Raw genomic sequence first — 20,360 nt, 5'->3', positions numbered from 1 at the left:
TGAATAATTCAAAGGCCGGAATCTTTCCGGCCTTTTCTTTTGCAAAACCGTCCTGTGGACAGGGCCGTCAGGCGCAGGTAAACGGGTTTAAACCATAAGAGACGAGAAAAGATGGCCAGCCTTAACGATATTCGTTCAACCTTTTTGAAGTACTTCGAAGATAACGGACACCAAGTGGTGGATAGCTCGCCGCTAGTGCCGCGCAATGATCCCACTCTGATGTTCGTGAACTCGGGCATGGTCCAGTTCAAGAACCTGTTTACCGGGCTGGAAAAACGTGACTACTCCCGAGCGACGACCGCGCAAAAATGTGTTCGTGCTGGCGGTAAGCATAACGATCTGGACAACGTGGGCTACACTGCCCGTCATCACACATTCTTTGAAATGCTGGGTAATTTCAGTTTTGGGGACTATTTCAAAGACGACGCAATTCCGTTTGCGTGGAACCTGATCACCAAGGAATTTGGTATCAACCCCGAACGCCTGTTGACCACCATCTATCATACCGATGACGAAGCGTTTGAGATCTGGAAAAAGGTCGGCGTGCCCGAAGATCGGATCATCCGCATCGCGACCGCCGACAATTTCTGGCAGATGGGGCCAACCGGTCCGTGCGGCCCGTGTACCGAGATTTTCTACGATCACGGTGACCATATTTGGGGCGGCCCTCCTGGTTCGGCCGAAGAAGACGGTGACAGGTTTATCGAGATCTGGAACGTCGTGTTCATGCAAAATGAGCAGTTCGAGGACGGCTCGATGACCGCGCTGGACATGCAATCTATCGACACTGGTATGGGGCTGGAGCGGATCGGTGCTCTGATGCAGGGCAGTCACGACAACTATGACACGGACCTGTTCAAGGCCTTGATCGAGGCGTCGGCACACGCAACCCATGTCGACCCATATGGTGACCAGAATGTGCATCACCGCGTGATCGCCGATCACCTTCGGTCGACTTCTTTCCTGATGGCGGACGGCGTGATGCCGTCCAACGAAGGACGCGGATATGTTCTGCGCCGGATCATGCGGCGCGCAATGCGCCACGCACACCTGTTGGGCGCAAAAGACCCGGTTATGTATCGCCTTGTGCCAGAACTCGTGGCGCAAATGGGTCAGGCCTATCCCGAGCTTGGCCGCGCGCAGAGTATGATTGAAGAGACGTTGCTAAATGAAGAGACGCGCTTCAAAAAGACCCTGGATCGCGGTCTGAAACTTCTGGACGACGAAGTCTCTGGGCTGGCCGAAGGCGCTGATCTGCCCGGTGAGACGGCGTTCAAACTCTATGACACCTACGGCTTCCCGCTGGACCTGACTCAAGATGCGTTGCGCGAAAAGGGGCGTGGTGTAGATCAGGGCGGCTTTGATGCTGCGATGGAAGAACAAAAAGCACGTGCTCGCGCGGCATGGTCTGGATCGGGAGAGGCCGCCGATGCGTCGATCTGGTTCGATTTGGCGGAACAAAATGGCGTCACGGAGTTTTTGGGCTACGACACGGAACACGCCGAGGGGCAGGTGCTGGCTGTCGTGATTGATGGCGCTGCCGCAGACAATGCGAAGGCGGGTGAAGAAGTCCAAATCGTGGTCAATCAAACGCCATTTTATGCTGAAGCAGGTGGTCAAGTGGGTGATACGGGGCTGATCCGAACCGAAACCGGATCCGCGCGCATCACTGACACAAAGAAGGTGGCAGACGTTTATATCCATTTCGCAACAATCGAAGACGGAGAAATTGCGACCGGGCAGGGGGCAGAACTGTCTGTTGACCATCTGCGGCGCGGCGCAATCCGGGCCAATCACTCGGCAACACACCTCTTGCACGAAGCATTGCGCAATGAACTGGGTGATCACGTTGCACAGCGTGGCTCGTTGAATGCGCCAGATCGGCTGCGTTTTGACTTTAGCCACAACAAGGCTGTGTCGCCGGATGAGTTGGGCAATATTGCCCGCGAGGTGAACACCTATATCCGTCAAAATACGCCGGTTGAGACACGCATTATGACGCCCGACGACGCCCGAGAGATGGGCGCGCAGGCGTTGTTTGGCGAAAAATATGGTGATGAAGTTCGCGTGGTCTCGATGGGACATGCGGCAACCGGCAAAGGCACAGATGGCGAGACCTATTCGATCGAGCTGTGTGGCGGGACGCATGTGAAGCAAACCGGTGATATCGGTGTCTGCGTGATCCTTTCAGAAGGCGCAAGTGCTGCGGGGATACGACGTATCGAAGCGCTGACCGGCAAAGCCGCGGTGGCGTATATCGAGGACGAAGCTGCGCGCGCGTCACGGCTTCAAGGCATGTTGAAGGCCAAGCCAGACGAGGTGGTCGACCGCGTGAAGGCCATGCTGGACGAGCGGAAAGTCTTGAACAACGAGATTTCTGCGCTGAAACGTGAACTTGCCAAAGCAGCTGGCGCTGGCGCCGAGGCGAAGGAGGTGAATGGCGTCAAATTCCTCGCTTTGAAAGTTGCCGGCGTGGCGGGCAAGGATTTACAGTCCTTGGTGAATGAACAGAAAGACACGCTTGGATCGGGTGCTGTGCTGATCATCTCGGACAATGATGGCAAAGTTGCTGTTGCAGCGGGTGTGACTGCGGATGCGACAGATCGTGTGTCGGCGGTTGATTTGGTAAAAGCAGCTGTGCCCGCACTTGGCGGAAAAGGCGGCGGTGGTCGACCGGAACTGGCGCAAGGCGGTGGGCAGGATTTCTCTGGCGCGGATGACGCCATTGCGTCCGCTGAGGCTGCGATCAGCGCCTGACCATATTTCGTTGCAAATTTCCAAGGGCCGCGTATCGTCACCACGATATGCGGCTTTTTCATGCAGGAGACAAAATATGCCAGCCCTTTGGATCGCCCACGTAACCGTTACAGATGAAGAAGCCTACAGCAAATATGCAGCCCTTGCCGGTCCGGCGATTGCCAAACATGGCGGGCATTTTATTGCCCGCGCCGGGCGGTATGTTCAGCTTGAGGGAAAAGACCGGCCGCGCAATGTTGTGGCGAAGTTTCCAAGCGTCGAAGCCGCTGAGGGATGTTACCGCTCGCCGGACTACCAGGAAGCGCTGAGCCATGCGCGTGGGGCATCAGAGCGTGAGTTGCTGATTGTTGAGACGAGCGAGTAGGGGGCGCTGCCCCCCTCGGGACATTGTCCCTCACCCCTTGGGATATTTTCAGAAAGAAAATGGGGGCGCAGAAAGAAAAAGGGGCCGTGTGGCCCCTTTTTTATTCCGCTTTACTGATCGGCCGAACGCGCCCGTCGTTTGCGTTCGTGCGGGTCAAGATAGCGTTTGCGCAAGCGGATCGAACTTGGCGTAACCTCGACCAGCTCGTCATTGTCGATATAGGCGATCGCCTCTTCCAGGGACAGCGTGATCGGTGTGGTCAGGCGCACAGCCTCGTCCGTGCCCGAGGCGCGTACGTTGGTAAGCTTTTTGCCCTTCAGCGGGTTCACTTCCAAGTCGTTTTCACGAGAGTGCTCGCCGATGATCATACCTTGGTACACATCAACCTGTGCGCCGATAAACATGCGGCCACGGTCTTCGAGGTTCCACAGCGCAAACGCAACTGATTGACCGTCGACCATTGAGATCAGAACGCCAGCACGACGGCCCGGGATGTTGCCTTTATGCGGGGCCCAACCGTGGAAGACGCGGTTCAGAACACCAGTGCCGCGTGTGTCGGTCAGGAACTCACCGTGATATCCGATCAGGCCACGTGATGGGACATGGGCGATGATCCGGGTTTTGCCAGCGCCGGCGGGCTTCATCTCGGTCATCTCGCCTTTGCGTACGCCTGTGATTTTCTCAATCACGGCGCCAGAGTACTCATCGTCAACGTCGATTGTAACTTCTTCGATGGGTTCGATGGTTTGGCCATCTTCTTCGCGCATCAGAACTTGAGGGCGCGAAATTGACAGCTCGAAACCTTCTCGGCGCATGTTTTCGATCAATACGCCCATCTGAAGTTCGCCGCGGCCTGCGACCTCAAAAGCGTCTCCGCCGGGTGTATCGCTGATTTTGATGGCGACGTTTGATTCTGCCTCTTTCATCAAGCGTTCGCGGATCACGCGTGACTGGACTTTCTTGCCATCACGCCCTGCCAGAGGGCTGTCATTGATCCCGAATGTGACCGAAATGGTGGGCGGGTCGATGGGTTGGGCGTCCAACGGTTCGTCAACCGCCAATGCGCAGATCGTGTCGGCAACAGTGGCTTTGGACATCCCGGCTAGTGACACGATGTCGCCAGCGACCGCTTCATCAATGTCTTGTTGGGCCAGGCCGCGGAACGCTTGGATACGCGTCACACGGAACTGTTCGATTTTTTGACCAACGCGCGACAGGGCCTGAACTGTGGCTCCCACTTTAAGGCGGCCGGTTTCCACGCGGCCCGTCAGCAGACGGCCAACAAAGGGGTCGGCGCCGAGTGTCGTCGCCAGCATGGTGAAGTCTTCGTCCTGATGGGCCAATTGGCGTGGGGCAGGGACGTGGTTTACGATCAGATTGAACAGCGCATGCAAATCCTTGCGTGGGCCATCCAGCTCGGCGTCAGCCCAACCACTGCGGCCCGAGGCGTACATATGCGGGAAATCCAGTTGGTCATCATCTGCACCAAGGCTGGCAAACAGGTCGAAGCATTCGTCCAGTGCGCGGTCCGGTTCGGCGTCAGGCTTGTCGACCTTGTTCAGCACCACGATCGGACGCAGTCCCAATGCCAGCGCTTTTGAGGTCACGAATTTCGTTTGTGGCATTGGACCTTCAGCGGCGTCTACCAAGAGAACGACACCATCAACCATCGACAGGATACGCTCAACTTCGCCACCAAAGTCGGCGTGGCCGGGCGTATCAACGATGTTGATCCGCGTGCCTTTCCATTCAACAGATGTGGGCTTGGCGAAAATGGTGATGCCGCGTTCACGCTCCAGATCGTTTGAATCCATCGCGCGCTCGGCCACGGTCTGGTTGTCCCGGAACGCGCCGGATTGTTTCAGAAGCTCATCAACAAGTGTCGTTTTGCCGTGGTCAACGTGTGCGATGATCGCGATATTGCGCAGGTCCATGGGGCCACCTTAAGGGGAGAGAGTTTTTTAACGTGTTAGAAGTTAGGGGCGCGCATAGCCCGGTTGCGGCACGAAAGCCACCCCCAAAAGTCGCGATGGGGCAAATTCGGCGGCTCTAGTGCGTGCCAGAGCGCGAATAAAGGTGAATAACCAGAATGCCGCCGATGATCATACTCAGGCCCAACACCGCAGGCAGGTCAAGTTTCTGACCAAACATGATATAGCCAATGATCGCAATCAAGACGATGCCAAGCCCCGACCAGATCGCATAGGCAATCCCGACGGGCATGAATTTCAGGGCCCAGCCAAGTAGGAAAAAGCTTATCGCGTAGGCGACAACGACAATCAGTGAAGGTCCGAGTCGCGTGAATTGCTGGCTGGCTTGGAGCGCGGTCGTCCCGATGGTTTCAGCGATGACGGCGAGGATCAGGATGAAATATGGCATGGCGTACCCGTATTTGTTTGGTTCAGGCTGGCCGTCCGGCTGCATTGGGTCAAGCGTCTAAAGCGGCAATTCGGTCGTCTCTTTCAATTCCTCCATCACGAAACTGGCCGAGACGTCGCTGAGTTCAATCTTTGATATTAGATGTTGGTAGAGGCGATCGTAGTCGGCCATATCCGCCACGCGCGCATGGATCAGGTAGTCCAGATCCCCGGTCATCCTATATGCTCCCAGTATCTCAGGCATGGTTCTGGTGGCGCGGGCGAAATCTGTCAGCCAACTGGCGGCATGTTGCGATGTTCGTATTTGTATAAAAACTGAAAGGCCAAGCCCAAGCTTCGTTGGGTCCAGTACGGCCACTCGTTTGCGAATGACACCCTTGTCGTCGAGTGCGCGAATACGACGCCAGCAGGCGTTGCGTGACAAGCCCACCCGTGCCCCAAGGTCCTCGAGGCTTAGGTCCGCGTTCTTCTGTAGTTCGCCCAGAATTTTCCGGTCTATGTTGTCAATTTCCACCATATCTAATGATTAGTGGGAAAATCTCACATATGGAAGAAAAATACGCGCAACATCGGGAAGCATTCCAACCATTCATGCTGTTTGATCGTGGTAACGCGACAGGAGACGAACATGATCAGCAAAGTATTTTTGGACCACCCGCAATCAGTTGATGAAACATATCTGGAACACGCCCGGTTTGCCGCTGGCTTTTCGTTTTGGCTGTTTGTTGCGGCCGGTGCGGCCCTTATCCATGCGGTGATCCCCATGGCTTGCGAAAAGACAGCAAGCCGGATCACAGCGCGGCTTTACAATAAAACCCACAATCGGGGTCAGTAAGGGCGTAACATATGTGCCGTTGGGCCGCTTATGCTGGGCGTCCGATCTTTCTGGATGAGATCGTGACCCGCCCGGAGCATTCGTTGATTGTACAAAGTCAATCAGCGACAGAATGCAAAACATCAACAAACGGGGACGGATTTGGGCTGGCGTGGTACGACGCGCAGCCAAATGCTGGGCATTATCGCGATATCTACCCGGCATGGTCGGACCCCAATTTGCGGTCTGTTTGCGAACAGGTGCAATCGGGGTTGTTTTTGGCCCATGTGCGGGCATCAACCGGGTCCGCCATCAGCCGCAACAATTGCCATCCGTTTACGCATGAGCGCTGGAGTTTCATGCATAACGGCCAGTTTGGCGGGTTTGAGGCCTTCCGCAAACAGGCGGATATGGCCATCCCCGACGCCCTTTACGCCAGTCGCAAAGGGGCGACTGACAGCGAAGTCCTGTTCTTGTTGGCATTGGGCGAAGGGCTCGACAATGACCCCGCAGCTGCGTTGGAGCGTGCGGCACGGAAATTGGCAGAGCAATCACGCGCGTCCGGGACATCGCCGTATATGCGCCTGTCGGTGGCAATGTCAGATGGCAAACGCCTGTGGGCCGCGCGGGCGTCAAGCGACCACATCGCGCCATCGGTTTACTATCGCTGGTCGGCCAGTCGACACGGATGGGCAGTCGTCAGCGAGCCACTAGAACACAGCGAGGAGGGCTGGATCGAACTTGCGCCCGGACATATCGCCTGTTTCGACGGTGCTGACGTCACCATCGCGCCGTTTCAGCCCTGATCCCAATCTGGTTTGCGTTTCTCGATGAAGGCTTGGATGCCTTCTTCGGTGTCGCGCATCATCATGTTCTCTACCATGTTGGCGCCAGTGAACGCATAGGCCTCCTCGAGTGACATTCCGGCTTGTTCATAGAACCCGGTTTTGCCAATTTTCACGGCGGAACCGAGTTTGGAGGCGACCGTCTGCGCCAATTCATCCGTCGCCGCGCGCAGTTCTTCCTGCGGCACGACGCGATTGACCAGCCCAACTTCAAGCGCGCGATCTGCGTCGATGAACGCGCCCGTGGTTAGCATTTCGAACGCGACCTTGCGTGGCACGTTGCGGGTCAGTGCGACCATCGGTGTTGAACAGAAAAGACCGATATTCACGCCGTTCACGCCAAATCGAGTCCCCTCGGCCGCTACGGCCATATCGCAAGTGGCCAGCAACTGGCACCCGGCGGCGGTGGCAATCCCGTGCGCCTCGGCGATGACGGGTTGGGGCAGGCGGGGGATCATGCACATGACGTCCGAGCAACGCTCAAACAGGTCTTTGAAATAGGCGGCGCCTCCATCGTCGGATGCGCGTCCTGCGGTCATCTCTTTCAGATCGTGACCGGCGCAGAACGCCTTTCCAGCGCCCGTCAGGACAATGGCCCTGATCGACGTATCTGTTGCCAAGGCCTCGAACTCTGCTTTTAGGGCGGCCAGCATCGCATCTGACAGCGCATTCAGCGCGCCGGGGTTGTTCAGCGTTAAGCGTGCAACTGACGCTGCGTCCTCTCGGATCAGAATCGGGTCTGCCATCTTGTCCTCCCATGCAGTCCAGAGCACGATAGGCGGGAAGATCTCGGGGGGAAACCATGCAATTGAAAATGTCACGCGACGAACTTCAAGCTTTTATGGAAAGCGAATTCCCGCAAGTTGCCCCCGATTTTGAGATCGCGGGTGTGGCTCCGATGCAGATCACGGTGCGCAGCCGTATTGGTGATAAAAACCTGCGGCCCGGAGGCACAGTTTCCGGCCCGACGATGTTCGCACTAGCAGACGTATCAATCTATCTTGCCATCTTAGCAATGATAGGACCTCAAGCGCTGGCCGTGACGACCAATTGTTCAATCGACTTCATGCGAAGGCCGGCTGCGAACACCGATCTTGTGGCCCATGCAAGGATACACAAGCTGGGTCGGGTCTTGGCTGTCGGTGATGTATTGATCCATTCTGAAGGGGGTGATGCCCCTGTTGCCCGCGCCAGCCTGACATACTCGATCCCGCCCAAACGCAGTTAAGTGCAAAAAAAATGGCCGGGGTTTCCCCCGGCCCAGGAAGGGGTCTTCTAAAAACGTTTCGAGATAGACTTGATACACAAGTTTGTTCGAAACGCGCACAGCACTGCTGCCTCATACTGCGTTTCGGTTTCACCCTGTCGCAGGCTAAAACTGAAACGCATAAAACGCTCTTTAGGGTTGCCAGAATGGCTTCTCGGCCTCAATTCCGGCTTCGGTCTGTGTAACGCCGATATCCTCCAACAGGTGAGGCTGCAGCGTCTTTAAAGCCTGTCGCATCTTTCGCCGTTGCGACCACTTGGTGACGGTGACGGCGACCAGCAAGGCAATTTCTGCCAATGCGGGCAAGTTGCTGCGTGTGTCGAGGAAGGCGAGCCGGTCATGCCGGTACGTGTCTCCATATTCCATCAGTATCTCCAAGATATTGTATTGATACAAATTGGCGAATGTGCCAATAATGAATTGATACAAACGACTCGCTTACGAAACAATTGGAACATTGTAATGGATACAATTTTTTCGGCAGACCTGATGGGCGGACAGGGGCCAAAATATCAGCGACTTGTCGACGGCATTACGCAAGCCATTCAAGCGAGCAAACTTGAGGAAGGGTGCAAGTTACCCCCGGTGCGAGAACTGGCTTGGACCCTTGGCATTACGCCGGGCACCGTTGCACGCGCGTACTCAATTTTGTCTGAGAAAGAGTGGGTGAAGACCGAGGTTGGACGCGGCACCTATGTGTTGGGACCACCAGCTATGCCTATTGCGCCGTCGGTGCCGCGTGCGCCTCGTCGTGCTAATGCGAGCAATCCAAATAGCGGGTTGTTGTTGCATGACGAGCCCGAGAATGACTTTTTATTCGCCCCACGCCTTCCAGATGTAGGGCAGGTCAAGATCATTCGGGATGCGATATTGGCCACCAGCGATCTGCCCGATGCCCTGCTTCTTAGGTATCCGTTCCGCACGTCACAATCGCCCCTGCGCGCGGCGATCCATGCTCATATCCCGGAAGAAGAACGGCGTGGTATCGACGCCAACAACATCATCGTGACGAACGGGGGGCAGAATGCGATCATGCTGTCACTTCAGACCTTGCTGGCCGAAAAACAGCGCGTTGTCATGGTTGAAGAAAGCTCTTACCCGGGGTTGCGCCGCGCGGTCGAGCTTTTGGGGGCCGACGTCGTGGCCGTGCCTATGGATGATGACGGAGTAGATCCTGTTGCGCTGGATGCTGTGGCGCAACAATCGGGTGCTTGTCTTCTGTTCACAATGCCCGAAGCCCACAATCCGACTTGTACCGTCACCAGTAATGAGCGCCGGTTGGAGGTTGTGCAAGTCGCGCGAAAGCGCGGTTTTCATTTGGTTCAGGATGATTGTTATCGGTTGGGGCCGGCGCGCGGTCCTAGTTATCGCACGTTATTGCCCGAGCAATCCTGGTTCATCTCGTCCTATTCCAAGACCATATCGCCGGCGTTGCGTGCGGGATATGTGGTCACGCCAGAGGGGTGGGCATGTAAGTTACGCCGGGTGATGGACGTGAATTACTTCGGTGTCTCATCGCCTTCCGCCGAAATATTACATCAAGTGCTGATCCACCCTGACACACCCGCGATGATGCAGGCCATGCGCGCTTGTAACAGGCAATATATCGAAGTCGCACTGAATGTGCTGGGCCGTTTTAAGCTGGGGTGGAGCCACGATGTGCCGTTCTTCTGGCTCCATCTTCCGCGCGGGTGGCGCGTGACGGCGTTCTGTCAAATCACCGAAGCAAAGGGCATTCGGGTCCGCCCGGGCGATGACTTTGCGCTCAGGTCGGGGCCATCGCCACAGGCCGTACGCATTTCAATCAACGGACAAATGCCCCTTCAGCGGTTCAGAACGGTGCTGGAAGACATCGCCACATTGCTGGACAACCCGCCGGAATCTATGAGCGCGTAAGCCCGGAACGGGTCATTAGTGTGGGGTAAAATGATACCGTAATTGTAAGCTGTTGTTATTGCTATATTATTTACACATAACTTCGCTTGACCGCGCGCACAAAATCACTAAAACCACCCCATCCGAAACCCAACTAGGGCTGAACAAATGAAAACCTTCTCTGCAACGCCTGCAGATATCGATAAAAAGTGGATCATCATCGACGCTGAAGGCGTTGTTCTTGGCCGCCTTGCGTCGATCATCGCAATGCGTCTTCGTGGCAAACACAAAGCCTCGTTCACACCGCATATGGACATGGGTGACAATGTCATCGTGATCAATGCGGACAAAGTTCAAATGACCGGCAAGAAGCGCACCGATAAAGTGCACTACTGGCACACCGGTTATCCAGGTGGCATCAAGTCACGCACAGCGGGTCAGATCCTTGAGGGCAAATACCCTGAGCGTCTGTTGACCAAAGCCGTGCAACGTATGCTGCCAGGCGGCCCACTGAGCCGTCAGCAAATGACAAACCTGCGCGTCTATGCAGGCACCGAGCACCCCCACGAGGCGCAAAGCCCCGAAGTGCTGGACGTCAAATCCATGAACCCTAAAAACACGCGTGAGGGCTGATCATGACTGAAGAGATCAAGACACTCGAAGACCTGAACGCAGTTGCTGAAGGCACCGAAGCTGTGGTTGAGATTGCAGCCCCTCGTGAGCCCGTCCGCGACGATCTGGGCCGTTCATACGCCACTGGCAAACGTAAAGACGCTGTTGCACGCGTTTGGATCAAGCCGGGTTCCGGCAAGGTCACCGTAAACGGCAAAGAAATGGGCGAGTATTTCGCACGTCCCGTTCTGCAGCTGATCGTTCGTCAGCCCGAGCAAATTGCCGGTGTTGAAGGCGAGTTTGATGTGGTTGCCACCGTCAAAGGCGGCGGTCTGTCCGGTCAAGCTGGTGCGGTTAAGCACGGCATTTCGAAAGCTCTGCAGCTTTACGAACCCAGCTTGCGTGGCGCCCTGAAAGCCGCAGGCTTCCTGACCCGCGATAGCCGCGTTGTGGAACGTAAGAAATACGGTAAGCGCAAAGCGCGTCGTTCGTTCCAGTTCTCGAAGCGTTAATACTTCGGTTAAGCAATTTGAATTGGGGCTGCCGTTGGGTGGCCCTTTTTCTTTTATGCGCGTGTGTTTCAAGGGTTTTTCATGTTGCGAGGGGCAGGGTGATGGCCTATATCCCGACCAGACCTAGCGTCAAAGGCACCCGTAGCTCAGCTGGATAGAGCGCTGCCCTCCGAAGGCAGAGGCCAGAGGTTCGAATCCTCTCGGGTGCGCCAACATTCTTCGGTTCGTTTTGATACAGATGTATACGCAGGTCCGCTTCCAGGCATCTCCATGGGTCCGGCATCTCGATACGTCACTGCGATCACGAATGACCCCCGCCTGTACAAGGAGGGCTGGGTGCTAGGCCTGTGATCCTGCTTGTGAGGGTTGGGGCCTTAGACACGTCGCAGCCATGACCTGATACGATCAGTCCAGGGTTGAACTCCGACACCAGTGTAACGCCCTGTAAGGTACAAAACGTCCGTTCGTGAGTATTGGACACCGCGGAGTATGTGTTCGTGATCGAGTCCGAAGCCAGCCTGCCGAAGCTCGGTCTTCACGTCGTCTATTGTACCGTGATCACGAGTATCTACGGTATTTCCTTCACTAAGGTTCCACAACTCGTTGGTGTCCGGGATGATGTCCAGAGAAAGAACCAACTTTGCACCGCGGTTGCTGTTGGCCGCCATTTGACGGATGACCGATCTGCGCATCTCAGCCGGCATGTGTTCGATTACGGATACGGAGTAAATGATGTCAAACTTGGTGCCCAAATCGACTTTGGCCATATCAGCATTGAATGACTTAATACGCGGGTCAAGTTGTGAGTAGTCTAGGTATCCCCACTCGTTCCATGTTTCCATGGGTTGTTCGTTACGAATGATCTGGTGAAGGTCCACAGTTGTCACCTGCGCCCCGAAATCGGCTAGTTTGAACGGAATACAGCTTACACCAGCCCCGACGTCCAGAGCAGCTTTACCCCGACAGTCCCTGAGATGATCGACAAACCACGGATATTCATGGGTTCGGATCACCGTAACGGGGAAGAACCCAATCTTTTCCTGACTATAGGCGATCAGGTCGGTCAGCTCGGCCCCTTCATCAGCGATCTCGTGGCCAACGGCCAGTTCGGGAATCCCGATGTCATTTAGTGAACGCCGGCTTCCAAGATTTTTTTCGATAAAATAGAGCGTTACATCGCGGTATGTCAGCAATTCTACTAGGCGCGTGACCTCGGGCTTGGAAGACAGATAGTCTTTGATGGTACTGGTATCGAACGAGATACCGTGATCACCTATCCCGCTTGTATGCGTGCTGAGGATAACGCCTTTTCTCGCAACTCGGAGCAAGTCGTCTGCAAGCGCCCTCGCATCGGCCAATGACGGCTGATGAATTAGGACATCAACACAAAGAGTATAGTCAAAACTCTCGTCTCCATACGCGGATGACGTTTTGTTTTCAAAACGTGTGGAGGGGTACTTGGACTTTGCGGTTTGGATTGCTGCCGATGATATGTCGCTGCCGGTGTAGGACGCGACAAGGAGAGGGCCGACAACCTCAAGATCGCCGCAGCCGACATCCAAAATTGTGTCCGTTCCAATCGCCTTGAAGAGCGTCCGTAGTTTATTTCGTTTCAGCTCTAGCACTTCATTTCTTGATCCAACACCACTGCCGAGTTCAGGGAACTTCTGGTAGCGGAAATCCCAGAATAACTCGTTTGAAAAGTCGTCCCGCCGCGCTGAGCTTAGCTGATTCCTCGCGACAGAAATCTGTTGGTCCAACCAGTCCAAGCCTGTGTCCATTGGCAAACCATGCGGATCAATATGTCCATGGTAGTGCAAACCCAAAATCTTTTGGCATTCGACCGGTTCTAGAAGGTCGTGCGGAAGATGAGATGGGAAGTTTTCGGCTATTGTAAGTGGTTCGACGTTCAACCCCAAATCGGCCACGGCCATTCCCATCCCGACCTGGTCGGCGTGATGAGAGAAATTTTTCATTAAGCCCGCATTATCCAGGCAGAGAGTGGAAAAGCCTCGCCACTTCTCTGCTACCTTTTCAATCATAGATCTTGGGATGACGTATAAGCCGCCGTTGTAGTTCGTACTGAAGGTTGTGTCCGACGGGCACAGTTCAAGCGGCACTTCCTCTACCTTATCTCGCAGGTTGGCCAGTTCGAACAAGGTGTCCCAGATTGTGGTGGGTGGGTTCGGAAGGTCCACAGGCTTCGCTCGAAATCTGTTTGGGACTACGAGTTCGGCTGGATCTGCCAGAAACAGAAGATCGGCATCAGACAAGATTACAAAGTCTGCTTCGATGAATGTGGGGGATTCAAGTTGCAATATCTTATTGCAATATCGTGCGTCACCGTCGCCGAATGGCCCGATCTCAACAAGAGTTGCGCCAAGGTCCTCAAACTGCTTCTTCACGCCGTCGCTGAGCGCGCCCGGACTGAAATGAACGAACGGTCTCGCAATGGAATTCGATGACTGCAACGAAAGTAGCCAGTTCCATGCTTGCAGGCGAAAATGTGGCTGATCATCAACAAAACATGAAATATGGATAACCGAATTTTCTGTTGCCGAGGATGGATTGTGCTGCATTGTCGCTTTCCGGTGTGTGATTTGGTGTGGAGTGATCAGGAAATATGCTGTGGGTTGTATGAAGCTGTATATCTCAAATTAGAACGTGGTCCAGTTGCCATTGGTCAAAGGGGTTATGACCTCCGATCTTGGCACACGATCTACGCCTCTGCGAATCCTGGTTGGACAGGTGCGACTCGTCTGGCGGCAAAGCCGGTGCCGCGGGACTATCGGTGATGTAGCCTCACAAAATTCCGCACGATCGTCGCAGGCGCATAAACATTTGCAGCGTGAACCATCTCGATCAGCGAACTCGCTTCGTCCGGAGGGAAGTATCCGTGGTGCTTGTAGATGCCGATCCGTGTTTCGAAGTTATGCGCGTCGGCTTCTGGGTGGAACTGGGTTGCATAGACATTTTTGCCGTGGCGGATCATTTGAAACCGGCAGGTGGGCGAGCTTGCCAGTTGAGTGCAGCCATTAGGCAGAAATTGAAGGGCTTCCTTGTGGCCGACGAATGCTTCGAACTTTTCCGGCACACCGTTCAGAATGGGGTCAATTTTACCAGCCTCGGTGACCTGACACTTGCTTGCGCTGACCGCTTCGCCATAGTTCGATTTTGTGACCGACCCTGGCTCTAGGTGGTGTCCAAGAATTCCGATCCCGTAGCAGCAGCCGAGAAATGGAAAGTCCTGTTGGGTGATCTGCGGCATTAGCGACAGGCACGCTGCCTCTATCCGTGCTTCGAGCGGCGATTTCTGCTCTGGTGTATCCGAGACGCAGCCGGGTCCGCCTCCGACGATGACACCGGAGTAATCCTCAAGGCACAGATCACTCGGGATATCTTGTTGATCAAGCCGGATACGATGGGTTTGCGCCTCCGTTAGCCCGCCCTTGTCTAGAAAAGCATGATATTCGTCTTCTGACGCGTCGGTCTCGGGGCGCAGTTGCAGGATCAGAAAGGGTTTCATTTGTACCTCGTTAGATATCCGGGTGACGATGTCAAACGAGATGTCGTGGGTCAATCAAATGTCGTTATGCCAACGAAAAAAGCGCCCCAAGACAGAGCGCTTTGACCAGTCAGAAGTGCGAATGGGAGGTTAGCGACCCCAAGTGCGGATCACGCCGCAATCCATATGTACAAAGTTCGACCCGGAATACTTGCCGACACCACCGCCATTGCAGGCAACAGCCGCGCGGAAGATCTGGTTGACGGACCGGGATTTCAGCCGAAGATCAGCTGCTTGCCCCTTCATATGCAACGAGTTTTTAGCCACGCCGCGCGACCGCGAGCGTAGCATCGCGTTGGTCTTGGGTGAGCGATAGCCCGACAGCATTGTGTAGGGTTCGGGCGCGTCCATCAGGCCATGCGCCGCTGCCATGATGTCGATGGTCCGGGTGTCAATCTTGGTGGCTTGGTCTACACGCCAGTCACGCATGAAATAGTTGATCTCTTTCAGAGCGTCTTTGATGTACTTGCCTTCGATCCAATAGATCATATTGATCGTTTCGCCCGTGCGGCCAGAATACATTGCCAGCCTGCGCACATCTCCGCCACCGCGCAGGAAGCCGGCGGCATTGGCGTAGATCGGAGCGGACGTCACTACTGTGGCGGCAAAAGCCCCCAGCAATCTGCGTCGTGAAATAAGAGATTTGGATGCGACCGAGTTATCGTTCGTCATAGTTTTAGCGTGTCCCATCGCTGCCTGTGTTCACCGTGCAACATGGATCGTTGTCCAGTTGGATAAACATTGTTTTCGCCTCTTCCCCAGGCCTGTCAGTCTTATGCCACAACTCGAATCGGGGGCCAAGCAAAGAATTCAACCGCTTAACAGGTTCAAGAAAAATCGGCAGAATTTTGCTGAAACCGGTGAAAATCGAGTTAACCGTGATCAAAACGCGCCAATAGGTGGAGTTCTGGACACGCTGTCGTTCTTCTCGGCGAGATTTCGTCTTTGTGAATAGACGCCGCCGGTCAGAATGTGGAATATCTGGCTTCACTACAGGTGATTTTCTATTGGGCGAGATTATGATTGCGAACGCGCTGCCACGACGTTGTACCACACAGTTTACGGCTTTATTTACTGCTATATTCGGTATTCTTCTTCTAACTTCGGGTTCAGCCGTACAGGCGCAGACCAAAGTATCGGCTTTCGCACAGGCCGTTGCAGAAGCCGCCGCGCAAGATGAAGAAATCGCAGCGTTTTATCGCACCAATGGGTATCAACCGATTTGGACGGGCACGGGCCCGCGGGACAAATCCCGCCGCGTGGCGCTGTTAAAGGCTTTGTCAAACGCCGATGATCACGGATTGCCAGATTACGATACAGCCGTTCTGAAGACGCGGTTGAAAAACGTGAACAGCGTGCGAGAGCTGGGCCGAGTTGAGGTCGAGATGTCCCGCCTGTTTGTGTCATATGCGCAAGACGTCAACAGTGGCATATTGATCCCGGCGCGTGTCGATGGCGATATCGTACGAAAAGCGCCGCGTAAAAGTGGCGACGCTCTGCTTACTGCTTTCACAAAGTCCAACCCACGCGGTTTCTTGAAGTCCTTGGCGCCACAATCTCCGGAATATGCGCGGTTGATGAAAGAGAACTTGCGATTGGAGAAGCTGGTTGCCGACGGCGGGTGGGGGCCAGCGGTGCCGGCCAAATCACTGAAGCCCGGTCAGGCAAACGCATCGGTGATTGCTCTTCGCAACCGTTTGATTCGTATGGGATATCTGAAGCGTTCTGCCAGCAAAACCTATGATGCCTCGATCCAGAAGGCAGTCCAGCTGTTTCAAGAAGATCACGGTCTGACGGCCGATGGCGTCGCCGGCGAGGGTACGATTAAGCAGATCAACGCTCCGATCGAAAAGCGTATGGCCTCGATATTGGTGGCGATGGAGCGGGAACGCTGGACCAACATGCAGCGTGGAAAGCGCCATGTATGGGTGAATCTCACGGATTTCACTGCGAAGATCATTGACCGAGGCCGTGTGACCTTTGCGACCCGATCAGTCATTGGGAAGAACAAGTCTGATCAGCGCAGCCCAGAGTTTTCGGATGTGATGGAATTCATGGTTGTGAACCCAACATGGAATGTTCCACGCTCGATTGCGACGAAAGAATATCTGCCGATGCTCAAGCGCAATCGAAATGCTGTGAGCCATCTGAAACTGATTGATCGGCGCGGCCGGGTTGTGAACCGGGCAGCGGTCGACTTTACGGCGTTTACTGAACGCAGCTTTCCATTTGCGATCAAACAGCCACCGTCAAGCCGCAACGCTCTTGGGTTGGTGAAGTTCATGTTCCCCAACAAATACAACATCTATCTGCACGATACCCCGTCAAAGAACCTGTTTGCTCGCGAAGTTCGCGCCTTCAGTCATGGGTGTATTCGCCTAAGTGATCCATTTGATTTTGCCTATGCCTTGCTTGCCAAGCAAAGCAACGACCCGGAAGGGACGTTCAAGAAAGCACTGAATTCCCGCAAGGAAACGCGGATCAATCTGGACGAACCCGTGCCGGTGCATTTGGTTTACCGGACAGCAATTGCCCCTGCGAAAGGTCGCATGAACTATCGTCGCGATATTTACGGGCGGGATGGCAAGATTTGGGCGGCACTGAAGAACGCCGGGGTGGCGCTTCCGGCCACGGACGGTTAAGTCCTTAGGAAGACACTGGGCCGTGCGTTCTGGTGTCCTTTAAGGAGGCCATATGCAGTTCACTCTTTCACAGATAGCCACCGCGCTGAACGCCGAGGCTCTTGGCGACCCCGACATCCTTTTGACAGGTGCCGCCGAGCCGTCCGATGCGGGTCCAGAGCATCTGGCACTGGCCATGGACCCGAAATATGCCGACGGTATTACTAATGGCCGTGCGCGGGCAGCGTTGTTGTGGGAAGGGGCCGATTGGCAGGCCTTGGGCCTTCGGGGCGCGATTTGCCTGAGCCGTGGCAAGACCGCGATGCCTTTGCTGACGCGAACGCTGGACCCAGGTTTGGGGATTGCCGAGGGAATACATCCATCAGCGGTCGTCGACCCAACCGCCACGATCGGAAAGGGCGCACGCATCGGACCGCTGGCGGTAATCGGTGCGGATGTGATCATTGGTGAACGAGCACAGGTTGGAGCGCACGCTTCGATTGGCTATGGCACCGTGATTGGGGATGACCTGACTTTGCACCCCGGCGCACGTATTGCGCATTTGTGTCAGATCGGGCACCGCTACATTGGCCAATCGAACTCGGTTATTGGGGGTGACGGGTTTTCATATGTCACCATGGACAAAGAAAGCGCAGTGGAAAGCCTGCGTCATGGCATGGCCGAAGGCGAGGCGCAGGCCTCGGTCGAGGGCAGTGCGCATTGGGCACGGGTGCATTCGCTTGGTGGGGTCGAGATTGGCGACGATGTCGAACTTGGCGCGACCTCAACCATTGATCGTGGCACCATCCGCGCCACCCGGATCGGACGCGGGACCAAGATCGATTGTCAGGTTCAGGTGGGTCACAACGCCGAGGTCGGCGAGGACGTGATGATGTGCGGCAATGTGGGCGTGTCAGGCTCGGCCCGGATCGGCAACCGGGTGGTGCTTGGTGGCAAAGTTGGCGTCAGCGACAACATTTTCATCGGAGACGATGTGATCGCAGGTGGCGGCACAAATATATACACTAACGTGCCCGCAGGGCGTGCAGTGTTGGGCAGCCCCGCCGTGAAGATCGAGACCGAGATGGCCATCCGCCGCGAATTGCGCCGCCTTCCACGCTTGGCTGAGACGCTGCGTGACCTTCAGAAAACTGTTTCAAAACTGGTGGACAAGGGCTAGAAAACCCGCGAAGCGCGAAAGGAAATCCCATGTCGGACGGTATCAAAAGCCGCGTCATTGAAATTCTGGCAGAACAAGCAATGCTAGAGCCTAGCGACGTCTCGCTTGATCAATCGCTTGAGGATCTGGGTATCGATAGCCTTGGGTTGGTGGAAAGCATTTTTGCGATCGAAGAGGGCTTCGATATCTCGGTGCCGTTTAATGCCAATGATCCGACCGAAAGCGATTTCGACATCTCGTCTGTTGCCGCGATAGTCCGTGCGGTCGAAGGACTGGTCGCCGAGCAGGCGGCCTGAGTGTGACCCAACACATGCGCCGCGTTGTCATTACAGGTCAAGGAACGATCAACGCCCTTGGGCGCAATGTTCCCGAGACGCTGGAGGCGATGCGCGAGGGACGATGTGGTATCGGCGATCTTGAGTTTCAGGACGTTGAGCGCTTATCGATCCGCATCGGCGCACAGATTAAAGGCTACGAGCCAGAAGATTGCTTCAACCGTCAACAGATCGCGTTATACGACAGGTTCACCCAATTTACGCTTCTGGCTGCACGCGAGGCGATCGGCCAGTCCGGGTTGAGCTTCTCAGGCGAACTTGCGACCCGCGCGGGCGTGGTGCTTGGCACGTCGGGCGGCGGAATGAACACGCTCGATGAAAACTATCGGACGGTTTATGAGGATGGCAAAAACCGGGTCCATCCCTTTGTCGTTCCCAAACTGATGAACAACGCCGCCGCCAGCCATGTATCGATGGAGTGGAACCTTAAGGGGCCGAGCTTCACAGTTGCCACCGCCTGCGCCAGCTCGAACCACGCGATGGGTCAGGCCATGCAAATGATCCGTGGCGGTATGGCCGAAGTGATGATCGCTGGCGGGTCAGAGGCAATGCTGTGCTTTGGTGGGATCAAGGCATGGGAAGGGCTGCGCGTGATGTCACGTGATGCCTGTCGTCCGTTCTCGGCAAATCGCAACGGTATGGTGCAGGGCGAGGGCGCTGCTGTTTTTGTGTTCGAAGAATATGAACACGCTCGCGCCCGTGGCGCAGAAATTTTGGCCGAGGTGGTTGGCTTTGCGATGACCTCGGATGCTGCTGATATCGTCATGCCGTCCAAGCAAGGCGCGTCGCGTGCGATCGCCGGGGCCATGAAAGACGGGGGCTTAAACCCGGAAGATGTGAGCTATGTGAATGCCCACGGCACCGGGACCACGGCCAATGACAAAACGGAATGTGCGGCGGTCGCCGATGCTTTCGGGCATCACGCTGACAACTTGATGATTTCGTCCACCAAATCCATGCACGGTCACTTGATTGGCGGTACTGGTGCGGTTGAACTGCTGGCCTGCATCATGGCGCTCCGTGAAGGCGTAATCGCGCCCACAATAGGTTATGAAGAACCCGACCCCGAATGCGCACTGGATGTTGTGCCCAATGTCGCGCGCGATGCAAAAGTGGATGCGGTGTTGTCAAATGCGTTTGCCTTTGGCGGGCTTAACGCGGTTCTTGCATTGCGATCCGCTGCTTAACACAAAGATATAATACGAAAACGCCGCCCCTTAGGACGGCGTTTTGCT

20 protein-coding genes and 1 tRNA gene are annotated in these 20,360 nt (G+C 55.4%); 13 read left to right on the top strand and 8 right to left on the bottom strand.

The annotated features are described in order from the left end of the window. Positions 1-111 precede the first annotated feature (111 nt). Both alaS and V6N04_RS03485 read left to right on the top strand, forming a co-directional pair. The gene (gene alaS / locus V6N04_RS03490) at positions 112-2,757 is read left to right on the top strand and encodes an alanine--tRNA ligase (RefSeq protein WP_371168740.1); all 2,646 of its coding nucleotides are present in this window, start codon (positions 112-114) and stop codon (positions 2,755-2,757) included. Between the two features lie 76 nt (positions 2,758-2,833). Next, positions 2,834-3,121, top strand: coding sequence for a DUF1330 domain-containing protein (locus V6N04_RS03485; protein WP_371168739.1), 288 nt, complete (start codon positions 2,834-2,836; stop codon positions 3,119-3,121). Between the two features lie 110 nt (positions 3,122-3,231). Here the strand turns inward: V6N04_RS03485 and typA are convergent, their stop codons facing one another. The 3 genes from typA to V6N04_RS03470 all read right to left on the bottom strand — a co-directional run bounded on the left by typA (position 3,232) and on the right by V6N04_RS03470 (position 6,016). Beyond that, positions 3,232-5,055 (bottom strand): translational GTPase TypA, encoded by a 1,824-nt coding sequence (gene typA / locus V6N04_RS03480; RefSeq protein WP_371168738.1) that lies wholly within the window; start codon positions 5,053-5,055, stop codon positions 3,232-3,234. A 115-nt stretch (positions 5,056-5,170) separates the two neighbouring features. Then, positions 5,171-5,500: a DMT family transporter gene (locus V6N04_RS03475; RefSeq protein ID WP_371168737.1), complete on the bottom strand. Its 330-nt coding sequence runs from the start codon at positions 5,498-5,500 to the stop codon at positions 5,171-5,173. A gap of 57 nt (positions 5,501-5,557) precedes the next feature. Continuing rightward, positions 5,558-6,016 carry an Lrp/AsnC family transcriptional regulator gene (locus tag V6N04_RS03470; protein WP_371168736.1) on the bottom strand — a complete coding sequence of 153 codons (459 nt, stop codon included), beginning with the start codon at positions 6,014-6,016 and terminating at the stop codon, positions 5,558-5,560. A gap of 111 nt (positions 6,017-6,127) precedes the next feature. On the opposite strand from V6N04_RS03470, the gene V6N04_RS03465 reads away from it, so the two are divergent. Together V6N04_RS03465 and V6N04_RS03460 are read left to right on the top strand one after the other, a co-directional pair. Next, positions 6,128-6,334 (top strand): DUF6356 family protein, encoded by a 207-nt coding sequence (locus V6N04_RS03465; RefSeq protein WP_371168735.1) that lies wholly within the window; start codon positions 6,128-6,130, stop codon positions 6,332-6,334. An 11-nt stretch (positions 6,335-6,345) separates the two neighbouring features. Further along, complete coding sequence (locus tag V6N04_RS03460) at positions 6,346-7,119, top strand: class II glutamine amidotransferase (RefSeq protein WP_371168734.1); 774 nt, start codon at positions 6,346-6,348, stop codon at positions 7,117-7,119. On the opposite strand, the gene V6N04_RS03455 is transcribed toward V6N04_RS03460, so the two are convergent. Continuing rightward, positions 7,110-7,904, bottom strand: coding sequence for an enoyl-CoA hydratase (locus V6N04_RS03455; RefSeq protein WP_371168733.1), 795 nt, complete (start codon positions 7,902-7,904; stop codon positions 7,110-7,112). The two genes, V6N04_RS03460 and V6N04_RS03455, sit on opposite strands and share 10 nt — an antisense overlap. Positions 7,905-7,960: 56 nt before the next feature. Between V6N04_RS03455 and V6N04_RS03450 the strand changes: the two genes are divergently transcribed. Further along, positions 7,961-8,386, top strand: coding sequence for a PaaI family thioesterase (locus V6N04_RS03450; protein WP_371168732.1), 426 nt, complete (start codon positions 7,961-7,963; stop codon positions 8,384-8,386). Between the two features lie 171 nt (positions 8,387-8,557). Here V6N04_RS03450 and V6N04_RS03445 read toward each other — a convergent pair whose 3' ends face one another. Then, positions 8,558-8,791, bottom strand: coding sequence for a DUF1127 domain-containing protein (locus V6N04_RS03445; protein WP_371168731.1), 234 nt, complete (start codon positions 8,789-8,791; stop codon positions 8,558-8,560). 96 nt (positions 8,792-8,887) lie between these two features. Between V6N04_RS03445 and V6N04_RS03440 the strand changes: the two genes are divergently transcribed. The 4 genes from V6N04_RS03440 to V6N04_RS03425 all read left to right on the top strand — a co-directional run bounded on the left by V6N04_RS03440 (position 8,888) and on the right by V6N04_RS03425 (position 11,636). Continuing rightward, positions 8,888-10,321: an aminotransferase-like domain-containing protein gene (locus tag V6N04_RS03440; RefSeq protein ID WP_371168730.1), complete on the top strand. Its 1,434-nt coding sequence runs from the start codon at positions 8,888-8,890 to the stop codon at positions 10,319-10,321. A gap of 147 nt (positions 10,322-10,468) precedes the next feature. Then, a complete protein-coding gene (gene rplM / locus V6N04_RS03435; RefSeq protein WP_371168729.1) occupies positions 10,469-10,933 on the top strand; it encodes a 50S ribosomal protein L13 in 465 nt (154 codons plus the stop codon). Positions 10,934-10,935: 2 nt separating this feature from the next. Continuing rightward, a complete protein-coding gene (rpsI, locus tag V6N04_RS03430; protein WP_371168728.1) occupies positions 10,936-11,424 on the top strand; it encodes a 30S ribosomal protein S9 in 489 nt (162 codons plus the stop codon). Positions 11,425-11,559: 135 nt separating this feature from the next. Further along, positions 11,560-11,636 (top strand) — tRNA-Arg (locus tag V6N04_RS03425). A 162-nt stretch (positions 11,637-11,798) separates the two neighbouring features. Here the strand turns inward: V6N04_RS03425 and V6N04_RS03420 are convergent. The 3 genes from V6N04_RS03420 to mepK form a co-directional block, all read right to left on the bottom strand. Next, positions 11,799-13,829, bottom strand: coding sequence for a class I SAM-dependent methyltransferase (locus V6N04_RS03420; RefSeq protein WP_371168727.1), 2,031 nt, complete (start codon positions 13,827-13,829; stop codon positions 11,799-11,801). Between the two features lie 380 nt (positions 13,830-14,209). Next, positions 14,210-14,950: a glutamine amidotransferase gene (locus tag V6N04_RS03415; protein ID WP_371168726.1), complete on the bottom strand. Its 741-nt coding sequence runs from the start codon at positions 14,948-14,950 to the stop codon at positions 14,210-14,212. Positions 14,951-15,079: 129 nt separating this feature from the next. Beyond that, the gene (mepK, locus tag V6N04_RS03410; protein ID WP_371168725.1) at positions 15,080-15,661 is read right to left on the bottom strand and encodes a peptidoglycan L,D-endopeptidase MepK; all 582 of its coding nucleotides are present in this window, start codon (positions 15,659-15,661) and stop codon (positions 15,080-15,082) included. A gap of 347 nt (positions 15,662-16,008) precedes the next feature. Here mepK and V6N04_RS03405 point away from each other — a divergent pair, with 347 nt between their 5' ends. From V6N04_RS03405 to V6N04_RS03390, 4 genes are read left to right on the top strand one after another with little or no spacing between them, the layout of a single operon-like run. After that, the gene (locus tag V6N04_RS03405; protein ID WP_371169161.1) at positions 16,009-17,631 is read left to right on the top strand and encodes a L,D-transpeptidase family protein; all 1,623 of its coding nucleotides are present in this window, start codon (positions 16,009-16,011) and stop codon (positions 17,629-17,631) included. 52 nt (positions 17,632-17,683) lie between these two features. After that, positions 17,684-18,790, top strand: a complete 1,107-nt coding sequence (locus V6N04_RS03400; RefSeq protein ID WP_371168724.1) for a UDP-3-O-(3-hydroxymyristoyl)glucosamine N-acyltransferase — start codon at positions 17,684-17,686, stop codon at positions 18,788-18,790. Positions 18,791-18,819: 29 nt separating this feature from the next. Continuing rightward, positions 18,820-19,086 carry an acyl carrier protein gene (locus V6N04_RS03395; protein WP_371168723.1) on the top strand — a complete coding sequence of 89 codons (267 nt, stop codon included), beginning with the start codon at positions 18,820-18,822 and terminating at the stop codon, positions 19,084-19,086. Between the two features lie 14 nt (positions 19,087-19,100). Beyond that, entirely contained in the window at positions 19,101-20,312 is a 1,212-nt protein-coding gene (locus V6N04_RS03390; RefSeq protein ID WP_371169160.1) for a beta-ketoacyl-[acyl-carrier-protein] synthase family protein, read from the top strand. Positions 20,313-20,360: the final 48 nt, after the last annotated feature.

This window comes from Aliiroseovarius conchicola (assembly GCF_041403445.1).
Lineage (GTDB): Bacteria > Pseudomonadota > Alphaproteobacteria > Rhodobacterales > Rhodobacteraceae > Aliiroseovarius > Aliiroseovarius conchicola.
This window is presented reverse-complemented; position numbering and strand designations above follow the sequence as displayed.

What these genes read in the sequence shown, in the direction of transcription:
- alaS (WP_371168740.1), top strand. Translation starts at nt 112, where the DNA reads ATGGCCAGCCTTAACGATATTCGTTCAACCTTTTTGAAGTACTTCGAA.
- V6N04_RS03485 (WP_371168739.1), top strand. Translation starts at nt 2,834, where the DNA reads ATGCCAGCCCTTTGGATCGCCCACGTAACCGTTACAGATGAAGAAGCC.
- typA (WP_371168738.1), bottom strand. Translation starts at nt 5,055, where the DNA reads ATGGACCTGCGCAATATCGCGATCATCGCACACGTTGACCACGGCAAA.
- V6N04_RS03475 (WP_371168737.1), bottom strand. Translation starts at nt 5,500, where the DNA reads ATGCCATATTTCATCCTGATCCTCGCCGTCATCGCTGAAACCATCGGG.
- V6N04_RS03470 (WP_371168736.1), bottom strand. Translation starts at nt 6,016, where the DNA reads ATGGTGGAAATTGACAACATAGACCGGAAAATTCTGGGCGAACTACAG.
- V6N04_RS03465 (WP_371168735.1), top strand. Translation starts at nt 6,128, where the DNA reads ATGATCAGCAAAGTATTTTTGGACCACCCGCAATCAGTTGATGAAACA.
- V6N04_RS03460 (WP_371168734.1), top strand. Translation starts at nt 6,346, where the DNA reads ATGTGCCGTTGGGCCGCTTATGCTGGGCGTCCGATCTTTCTGGATGAG.
- V6N04_RS03455 (WP_371168733.1), bottom strand. Translation starts at nt 7,904, where the DNA reads ATGGCAGACCCGATTCTGATCCGAGAGGACGCAGCGTCAGTTGCACGC.
- V6N04_RS03450 (WP_371168732.1), top strand. Translation starts at nt 7,961, where the DNA reads ATGCAATTGAAAATGTCACGCGACGAACTTCAAGCTTTTATGGAAAGC.
- V6N04_RS03445 (WP_371168731.1), bottom strand. Translation starts at nt 8,791, where the DNA reads ATGGAATATGGAGACACGTACCGGCATGACCGGCTCGCCTTCCTCGAC.
- V6N04_RS03440 (WP_371168730.1), top strand. Translation starts at nt 8,888, where the DNA reads ATGGATACAATTTTTTCGGCAGACCTGATGGGCGGACAGGGGCCAAAA.
- rplM (WP_371168729.1), top strand. Translation starts at nt 10,469, where the DNA reads ATGAAAACCTTCTCTGCAACGCCTGCAGATATCGATAAAAAGTGGATC.
- rpsI (WP_371168728.1), top strand. Translation starts at nt 10,936, where the DNA reads ATGACTGAAGAGATCAAGACACTCGAAGACCTGAACGCAGTTGCTGAA.
- V6N04_RS03415 (WP_371168726.1), bottom strand. Translation starts at nt 14,950, where the DNA reads ATGAAACCCTTTCTGATCCTGCAACTGCGCCCCGAGACCGACGCGTCA.
- mepK (WP_371168725.1), bottom strand. Translation starts at nt 15,661, where the DNA reads ATGACGAACGATAACTCGGTCGCATCCAAATCTCTTATTTCACGACGC.
- V6N04_RS03405 (WP_371169161.1), top strand. Translation starts at nt 16,009, where the DNA reads ATGATTGCGAACGCGCTGCCACGACGTTGTACCACACAGTTTACGGCT.
- V6N04_RS03400 (WP_371168724.1), top strand. Translation starts at nt 17,684, where the DNA reads ATGCAGTTCACTCTTTCACAGATAGCCACCGCGCTGAACGCCGAGGCT.
- V6N04_RS03395 (WP_371168723.1), top strand. Translation starts at nt 18,820, where the DNA reads ATGTCGGACGGTATCAAAAGCCGCGTCATTGAAATTCTGGCAGAACAA.
- V6N04_RS03390 (WP_371169160.1), top strand. Translation starts at nt 19,101, where the DNA reads ATGCGCCGCGTTGTCATTACAGGTCAAGGAACGATCAACGCCCTTGGG.